General features: G+C 37.3%; 11 protein-coding genes and 1 other annotated feature. All 11 genes read right to left on the reverse strand.

Annotation, left to right across the window (positions count from 1 at the left end; translation table 11 throughout):
- Nucleotides 1-106: 106 nt before the first annotated feature.
- Nucleotides 107-640 carry a transcription termination/antitermination protein NusG gene (gene nusG / locus BPMYX0001_RS00665; protein WP_000415795.1) on the reverse strand — a complete coding sequence of 178 codons (534 nt, stop codon included), beginning with the start codon at nt 638-640 and terminating at the stop codon, nt 107-109.
- Between the two features lie 131 nt (nt 641-771).
- A complete protein-coding gene (gene secE / locus BPMYX0001_RS00670; RefSeq protein WP_003194325.1) occupies nt 772-951 on the reverse strand; it encodes a preprotein translocase subunit SecE in 180 nt (59 codons plus the stop codon).
- 32 nt (nt 952-983) lie between these two features.
- Nucleotides 984-1,130: a 50S ribosomal protein L33 gene (rpmG, locus tag BPMYX0001_RS29985; protein ID WP_002055487.1), complete on the reverse strand. Its 147-nt coding sequence runs from the start codon at nt 1,128-1,130 to the stop codon at nt 984-986.
- Between the two features lie 130 nt (nt 1,131-1,260).
- Nucleotides 1,261-1,920 carry an RNA polymerase factor sigma-70 gene (locus BPMYX0001_RS00675; protein WP_003194323.1) on the reverse strand — a complete coding sequence of 220 codons (660 nt, stop codon included), beginning with the start codon at nt 1,918-1,920 and terminating at the stop codon, nt 1,261-1,263.
- Nucleotides 1,921-1,987: 67 nt separating this feature from the next.
- On the reverse strand, nt 1,988-2,500 hold the full coding sequence (locus BPMYX0001_RS00680; RefSeq protein ID WP_006093115.1) for an NYN domain-containing protein: 513 nt from the start codon (nt 2,498-2,500) through the stop codon (nt 1,988-1,990).
- A gap of 2 nt (nt 2,501-2,502) precedes the next feature.
- Nucleotides 2,503-3,246, reverse strand: a complete 744-nt coding sequence (rlmB, locus tag BPMYX0001_RS00685; protein ID WP_003194319.1) for a 23S rRNA (guanosine(2251)-2'-O)-methyltransferase RlmB — start codon at nt 3,244-3,246, stop codon at nt 2,503-2,505.
- The gene (locus tag BPMYX0001_RS00690) at nt 3,243-3,650 is read right to left on the reverse strand and encodes a Mini-ribonuclease 3 (protein ID WP_003205491.1); all 408 of its coding nucleotides are present in this window, start codon (nt 3,648-3,650) and stop codon (nt 3,243-3,245) included. Before BPMYX0001_RS00690 ends, rlmB begins: the two co-directional genes overlap by 4 nt.
- 2 nt (nt 3,651-3,652) lie before the next feature.
- Nucleotides 3,653-5,050 carry a cysteine--tRNA ligase gene (gene cysS, locus BPMYX0001_RS00695; RefSeq protein ID WP_018767351.1) on the reverse strand — a complete coding sequence of 466 codons (1,398 nt, stop codon included), beginning with the start codon at nt 5,048-5,050 and terminating at the stop codon, nt 3,653-3,655.
- On the reverse strand, nt 5,031-5,696 hold the full coding sequence (cysE, locus tag BPMYX0001_RS00700; RefSeq protein ID WP_003194315.1) for a serine O-acetyltransferase: 666 nt from the start codon (nt 5,694-5,696) through the stop codon (nt 5,031-5,033). The genes cysS and cysE overlap by 20 nt, the downstream gene beginning before the upstream one ends.
- Nucleotides 5,697-5,992: 296 nt before the next feature.
- Nucleotides 5,993-6,239, reverse strand: a binding site (T-box leader).
- Between the two features lie 48 nt (nt 6,240-6,287).
- On the reverse strand, nt 6,288-7,745 hold the full coding sequence (gltX, locus tag BPMYX0001_RS00705) for a glutamate--tRNA ligase (protein ID WP_018767352.1): 1,458 nt from the start codon (nt 7,743-7,745) through the stop codon (nt 6,288-6,290).
- 89 nt (nt 7,746-7,834) lie between these two features.
- A complete protein-coding gene (ispF, locus tag BPMYX0001_RS00710; protein WP_003205484.1) occupies nt 7,835-8,311 on the reverse strand; it encodes a 2-C-methyl-D-erythritol 2,4-cyclodiphosphate synthase in 477 nt (158 codons plus the stop codon).
- Between the last annotated feature and the right edge of the window lie 74 nt (nt 8,312-8,385).

The following is an 8,385-nucleotide window of genomic DNA, read 5'->3' on the forward strand; positions in this document are numbered from 1 at the left end:
TTATTTTATCTGTACGATAAAATCTTTTCAAAAAACGTCTCCGTTACCGAAGACGTACTGACTTAAAAGATATTATCACTTTTTACAATTCATTTCAAGTTTCATTTTATAATTTTTCAATTTGATGGAAATCCAGCTCGACCGGTGTTTCACGACCAAACATGTCTACAAGCACTCTTACTTTTTGTTTTTCCATATCAATCTCTTCGATTGCGCCTGTATAGTTCGCGAATGGCCCTTCATTTACACGCACTGTTTCATGAAGTTCAAAGTCAAAATCAACCACTTCATTGTCCATTCCCATATGCTTCATAATGGTAACAACTTCCTCTTCTAATAAAGGAGATGGCTTTGAACCTGACCCAGAAGATCCAACAAAACCTGTTACGCCTGGTGTATTACGAACAACATACCAAGAATCATCAGTCATAATTAGTTCAACTAATACATAACCTGGGAATACTTTTCTTTTTGTTAACTTTTCTTTTCCGTTTTTCATTTCTACTTCTACTTCTTCCGGAACAACAACACGGAAAATTTTATCTTGCATTCCCATTGATTCTACACGTTTCTCTAGGTTTGCTTTTACTTTATTTTCATATCCAGAATAAGTATGGACAACATACCAACTTTTTTCCATTCATTTAGGACGAGCGTCCTTCCCTCCCTGACGTACATTTTTTTGTGCAAATGAAAAAACCCGTTCATCGGGCTTTTACACAGTTCGTATAAATAACATTATATCATGGATAAGTGCTTCTTATTCAAGAACTAACCAAGAATTAACCGAATTAAAGAAGAAATACCCATGTCAACTACTGCAAAGAAAACTGCAAAAAACACAACTGTCGCAATAACAGTAGCTGTTGAACGGAGTAATTCATCTTTCTTAGGCCAACTTACTTTTTTCATTTCGCGACCTACATCGCCGAAAAAGTTCGTCAAACGCATTTACGGGACCTCCAGTGTATTGTTTCGATTATTTATTTTGTTTCCTTATGAACTGTATGCATATTGCATGTTTTACAAAACTTCTTTATCTCAAGTCGCTCTACTGAGCTCGTATCTTTCATTGTGGAGTAGTTTCGATTCTTACACTCTTCACATGAGAGTACAACTTTTTTCCTCATTTGTTACACCAACCTTGTAACATTATGTCCCTAAAAATGTATCATACAATAAAAGACAATGTCAATGACATGCCGCTTACTACCTTACAAAAAGAAAACAGGAGAATCACTTTACCTCCTGCGACATATACTATGAGTTTAAAGTTGTATTTTCTCTCATTTCCATATATCGTTCAAGTTTTCTTTTCACACGCTGCAGGGCGTTATCAATAGACTTTACGTGTCTATTTAGCTGTTCTGAGATTTCTTGATAAGAGCGACCATCTAAGTATAAAGAAAGGACTTTCCTTTCTAAATCGCTTAATAATTCAGATATTTTTAGTTCTATGTCGGTATATTCTTCCTGGCTAATAATCATCTCTTCAGGATCAGTTACCTTTGCTTCTGAAATAACATCTAATAGCGTACGATCAGATTCCTCATCGTAAATCGGTTTGTCTAAAGAAACATATGAATTTAAAGGAATATGTTTTTGTCTCGTTGCTGTCTTAATAGCAGTAATAATTTGACGAGTAATACATAATTCAGCAAATGCTTTAAAAGAAGAGAGCTTGTCCTCTTTATAATCACGAATAGCTTTAAACAATCCAATCATACCTTCTTGAACAATATCTTCCCGATCGGCACCTACTAAAAAATACGATCTTGATTTTGCGCGAACAAAGTTCTTGTACTTGTGAATTAAATATTCAAGAGCATCAATATTACCTTTTCGAACTAACTCAACTATTGCCTCATCCTCTAAATCGCGAAACGTAACGTTGTTGGTACTTACGAAGCCTGTTTCCACTCTGATCCCTCCGACCGCTATTTATTTAGAAATATTATACAGTAAGCGCTTGAAGAGCGTCAATGGTTCAACGCTCTCCTCGCCTTAATTTTTCTAACTTTTCTGTAATATCTTTGCTAAATATCGTTCGCATAGCTGGTTGTTTATCTTTTACCTCTCGCGTTTGATGGCGCACTTGTTGTTCCACCGCCTGTACTTCTATCTCTAGTTCACGGGCTGATTTCCTAAGTGCTCCTTGCGCAAAAATAACCCACTGTTCTGTATAATCGGAAGTTGCAACATAAATTTGTGTATTAATGTTACGAAGCTCAATCGCGAGCTGTTCAATTTTTTCATCAGCAGTTTGATTTCTCCTTGTGAAAATAACTTCAACACGCGATTGCTTCATCTTCTTCTCAATACCTTGAACTGTATAAGCATCAAATACAATCATTACTCTTGTTCCTGTATACCCCTGATAATCCGCCATCTTATCAATTAGCGCGTCCCTTGATGCCTGTAAGTCTACATCCCTCAATTTTTTCAAGTCTCTCCAAGCCCCAATAACGTTATAACCGTCAACGATTAAAATATCGTCCATTTTTACTCACCAATTTGGTGACGTTTGCGATATACCTCGTACATTAGCAGACTAGCAGCTACTGAAGCATTTAAGGATGTAACTTTACCAACCATCGGTAAATGAATAAGGAAATCACACTTTTCACCAATAATACGGCTCATACCTTTCCCTTCACTACCAATTACTAACCCAATCGGCATATTGCCATCTAAGTTGCGATAATCTGTTTTCCCTTTTGCATCTGTGCCCGCAATCCAAAGACCACGTTCCTTTAACTCATCAATTGTTCGTGATAAATTTGTCACACGAGCAACTGGAATGTATTCAATTGCTCCTGTTGAAGCCTTTGCAACCGATGCCGTTAATCCAACTGCTCGGCGCTTTGGAATAATAATCCCATGCGCTCCCGTTGCATCTGCTGTACGCATAATAGATCCTAGGTTATGTGGGTCTTCAATTTCATCAAGAATTAAGAAGAACGGATCTTCGTTACGCTTAGCAGCTACCTCAAATAAATCTTCTAATTCCGCATACTGATATGCCGCAACTTGCGCAATCACCCCTTGATGATTTCCTTCAACAAGCTGATCTAATTTTTTCTTTGGTGCATGCTGTAAAATAATTTTATTCTCTTTCGCTAACGCTAATACAATTTGCACTTGTCCCTTGGCAGCACCTTCTGCAATCCAAATCTTATTAATATCTCGCCCTGATCGTAACGCTTCAATTACAGGGTTACGACCGATAATGTATTCACTACTCATGTTGATGCGCCTCCTTCTTTTACCTCTAATACATCAATTGCTTTATATACAAGCTCTTCTAATCGTTCACGATTGTTCAATAAATAATGATAGCCGAGCAATGCCTCGAAGGCCGTACTATGGCGATACGTTTGTACATCCGTATTTTTTGGAACAGTACCAGAATTCGCATTACGTCCTCTTCTTAGTACCGCTTCTTCTTCCTCTGTTAGAAATGCTGTCTCTAAAAAATGATAAACAACTTTCGCCTGCGCCTTTGCTGAAACAAAGCTTGTCCCTAAACGATGTAGTTGATTGGGACGAACTGTTCCTTTTTGAAGGAGGTGATAGCGGATATATTGTTCATATACCGCATCACCCATATAGGCTAACGCTAAGCTGTTCAATTGCTTTGCATCAATCATGCTTATCCTCTTTTCCATCTTGTACCTTGTGCTGTATCTTCTAAAATAATATTGCGCTCTTTTAAATCATCGCGAATTTGATCTGATAATGCGAAATCACGATTTTTACGAGCTTCAATACGTTTTTGAATTAACACTTCAATCTCTTCATCAAGTAATTCTTCTTTTGTTAATTCTAATCCTAAGATGCCAAATAATGTTTCAAACTGTTTTACATACGCCTCAAGCACAGCTTTTGATGTATGTTCTTCTAGTAAATATTGATTTGCATGGTTTGCTAAGTTATATAATTCTGTTACTGCGTTTGCTGTATTAAAATCATCATCCATCGCTGCTTCAAATGCAACTTGGAATTTCTTCATTTCAGCTAACCACTTCTCGTTATGATCCGTTAAATCCGTACTGCTTTCCATGCGATGTTTTAAATTACCGTATGCCGTTTTAATACGCTCTAACCCATTATTCGTATTCTGTAATAATTCTTCACTAAAGTTAATTGGGTGACGATAGTGAACCGATAGCATAAAGAAGCGAATTAATTGCGGATTATATTGCTTAATAATATCGTGAACTAAAATGAAGTTCCCTAATGATTTAGACATTTTTTCATTGTTAATATTAATATATCCATTATGCATCCAGTAACGTGCAAATGTTTTTCCAGTCAAAGCTTCTGATTGTGCAATCTCATTTTCATGATGTGGGAACGCTAAATCTTGACCACCAGCGTGAATATCGATTGTATCTCCCAAATATTTCCGTGCCATTGCAGAGCATTCAATATGCCATCCCGGACGACCTTTCCCCCAAGGGCTCTCCCAGAAGATCTCTCCTTCTTTCGCAGCTTTCCATAATGCAAAGTCAAGTGGATCTTGTTTCTTTTCTCCAACTTCAATACGTGCACCATGACGCAAATCTGCAATTGGTTGATGAGACAATTTGCCGTAGCCTTCAAATTCTTTCGTTTTGTAATAAACATCTCCTTCTGATTCATATGCATATCCTTTTTTCACAAGTTCCTCAATAAACTCAATAATGATATCCATATTTTCTGTTACACGAGGGTGAACTGTAGCGTGCTTGCAACCTAATGCAGTTACATCTTCAAAATACGCTTCAACAAAGCGATCTGCAATTGTTGGAACGTCCTCTCCTAGCTCATTTGCTGCTTTAATTAATTTATCATCTACATCCGTAAAATTAGAAACATATTGTACATCATACCCTTTATATTCTAAGTAGCGACGCACTGTATCAAATACCATAGGCGGTCTTGCATTTCCAATATGAATATAGTTGTATACTGTCGGCCCGCATACATACATCTTCACTTTATTTTCTTCTAAAGGAACAAACTCCTCTTTCTGACGCGTTAACGTATTATAAATGTGAATAGTCATTTTCATCCTTCCTTTCCACTTTTACTTCAAGTTGCTTTTTTAATTTCTCAAGCTCAGCTTCCATCACTTTCAATTTATCGAAAATTGGATCCGGAAGATCCGAATGGTTTAATTCCTGACCTACCTTTACTCCATTCTGAATTACGACACGACCAGGTATACCTACAACTGTCGAATGCGCAGGAACTTCTTTCAACACAACGGACCCTGCACCAATTTTGGAATTCTCTCCAACCGTAATGGATCCGAGTACTTTCGCACCAGTTGCAATAAGTACATTATCTTGAATTGTTGGATGCCTTTTTCCTTTTTCTTTCCCTGTACCACCTAATGTAACTCCTTGATAAATGGTTACATTGTCTCCAATTTCACATGTCTCCCCAATAACAACTCCCATACCATGGTCAATAAAAAAGCGGCGACCAATTGTGGCCCCTGGATGAATCTCGATACCAGTAAAAAAACGACTAACTTGTGAAATCCAACGCGCAATAAAGAAAAAATTTCGTTTATAAAAGGCGTGTGCAATTCGGTGTGCCCAAACTGCATGTAATCCAGAGTAAGTTAAAATGACTTCGAAATAACTTCGCGCCGCTGGATCTTGTTCAAAAACGACTTCAATATCTTCTCGAAGCCTCTTAAACATCGATGTCCCCTCCCCTTTATGGACTACTATTCCGAGTGAACTGATTCCCCCGCTATTGGTGGACAGTATTACCTCCACCTCATCATTCAGTGAAAGAAAAGAAGTTAGATTGGAGATGAATTACCCGTAAAGGTCCAATTGGTGAAGGCTAATAATTAGTGAGGAATGAAGCCCCACTGATTAAAGGTTCACTTTATCGCTAACTTCCTTGTTTGTTACCTAGTCTTTATCCATCTGTACAAAAACTGATACCCATACCTATTTACATGGTATAAAAAAGACGCCTCTGTCATATTGACAGAGGCGCCTTATAAGCGCGGTTCCACTCTGTTTAGGCTCAAATAAAGCCTCAAACTCATCCATGATAACGGTTTATACCGCTTCTGCTTACTTTGCGTCCTTATGACGTCCCGAAACTCTTCGTTGTTCAGCAGAAGACTCGAAGGGGCATTTCAAAAATCCACTTATAAACCACTTCCAGCCAAAAGGTGGTTCTCTCTGTAAAAAGCCTGATTTTCTACTTCTCCTTCTCGTCGCTTTCCCTTATTAGGTTTTTAAGTATTCTTATTATATTTCTAAATTCGTCAAATGTTAACCAATTACTTTACGAATACGATTTAAAACTTTTTCTTTTCCAAGAAGTGCAATTGCGTTTGGAAGTTCTGGGCCATGTGTTTGACCCGTAGTTGCAACACGAATTGGCATAAATAAATTTTTGCCTTTATGACCTGTTTCTTTTTGAACAGCTTTAATTGCCTTCTTAATTGCTGCTGGTTCTACTTCATCTAAAGCTTCTAATCCTGCTGCAAATGCACGAAGTACTTCAGGTACTTGTTCACCTTTTAATACTTCTTGTCCTTCTTCTTCATAGTCTACATGATCTTTGAAGAACATTTCAGAAAGCTCTACAATTTCAGCTCCAAAGCTCATTTGTTCATGGTATAAAGCAATTACACCACGAACCCAAACCTGTTCTTGTTCGCTTAAGTTTTCACTTACACGACCAGCTTTCACTAAATGCGGTAAGCTTAATGCAACAACAGCATCTAGATCTTGCTTTTTCATATATTGATTGTTCATCCATTTTAGTTTTTGAGAATCGAATAATGCAGGTGATTTTGATAAACGTGCCGCATCAAACATTTCAATAAACTCATCTTTAGAGAAGATTTCTTCCTCCCCTACTGGTGACCAACCAAGTAATGCGATAAAGTTAAAAATCGCTTCTGGAAGATATCCAAGCGCTTGATATTGTTCAATAAATTGAATAATAGATTCATCACGTTTACTTAATTTTTTACGGCTCTCATTTACGATTAATGTCATATGACCGAATTGTGGGATATCCCATCCAAATGCTTCATAAATCATCATTTGTTTCGGTGTGTTAGAGATATGGTCATCGCCACGAAGAACATGTGTGATTTCCATTAAATGATCATCTACCGCTACTGCAAAATTATAAGTTGGAATACCATCTTTTTTCACAATAACGAAATCACCAAAGTCATTTGAGTGGAAAGCAACTTCATCTTTTACGACATCCTTAAACGTGTAGTCGCGGTCAGCTGGTACACGGAAACGAATACTTGGAATGCGGCCTTCTGCTTCAAATTGCTTGATTTGTTCTTCTGTTAAATCACGGTGATTACCTGCATAACGAGGTGTTTCACCACGAGCAATTTGTCCTTCACGCTCTGCTTCTAATTCCTCTTCTGTCATGTAACATTTATAAGCTAAACCACGTTCTAGCAAATCTTCATATAACTTTTTATAAATATCTAAACGTTCTGTTTGACGATATGGTCCATATTCACCACCAACATCAACACCTTCATCCCAGTCCATACCGAGCCATTTCAAGTATTTTAATTGGCTTTCTTCACCACCAGCAACATTACGTTTTACATCAGTATCTTCAATACGAATAATAAACTTGCCATCTTGATGACGAGCAAATAAATAATTAAATAATGCCGTACGCGCATTTCCGATATGTAAGTGTCCTGTTGGACTTGGCGCATAGCGTACTCTCACTTGCTTTTCCATAATTGGTACACCTTCCATTCTTAATGTCAACACATTCTATAATTGTACACCAAAAAAATCTGATTATCCATCTTACGAATCAAAAACAACTATTTTTTCTGTAATAATACAACTGCTTGAGAAGCAATCCCTTCTTCTCTTCCTGTAAATCCTAATTTTTCAGTTGTTGTTGCCTTCACATTAATATTGCCTATAGAAGTTTCTAATAACTCACTAATACGCTTACGCATATTTTCAATATGTGGTGCCATTTTCGGCTTCTGCGCAATAATTGTACAATCTAAATTACCTAACTCATACCCTTGTTCACGCACAAACTCCCAAACTTTTTGCAATAACACCGCTGAATCTGCATCCTTAAAGGCAGGATCTGTATCTGGAAAATGTTTTCCGATGTCACCTGCAGCAATTGCTCCTAAACATGCATCAGCAATTGTATGTAATAGTACATCTGCATCTGAGTGACCTAACAAACCTTTTTCATGCGGAATCGTAATTCCACCGATAATTAACGGTCTACCTTCTGCAAATTCATGTACATCAAAGCCTTGTCCAATTCGAAACATTTTACATCCTCCTCAAGCTAAACTACTGAACGTTATGATTCTATATTATATCTATGCACCTATAAAGAANACGC

The sequence above is a fragment of the Bacillus pseudomycoides DSM 12442 genome, assembly GCF_000161455.1.
Taxonomy (GTDB): domain Bacteria; phylum Bacillota; class Bacilli; order Bacillales; family Bacillaceae_G; genus Bacillus_A; species Bacillus_A pseudomycoides.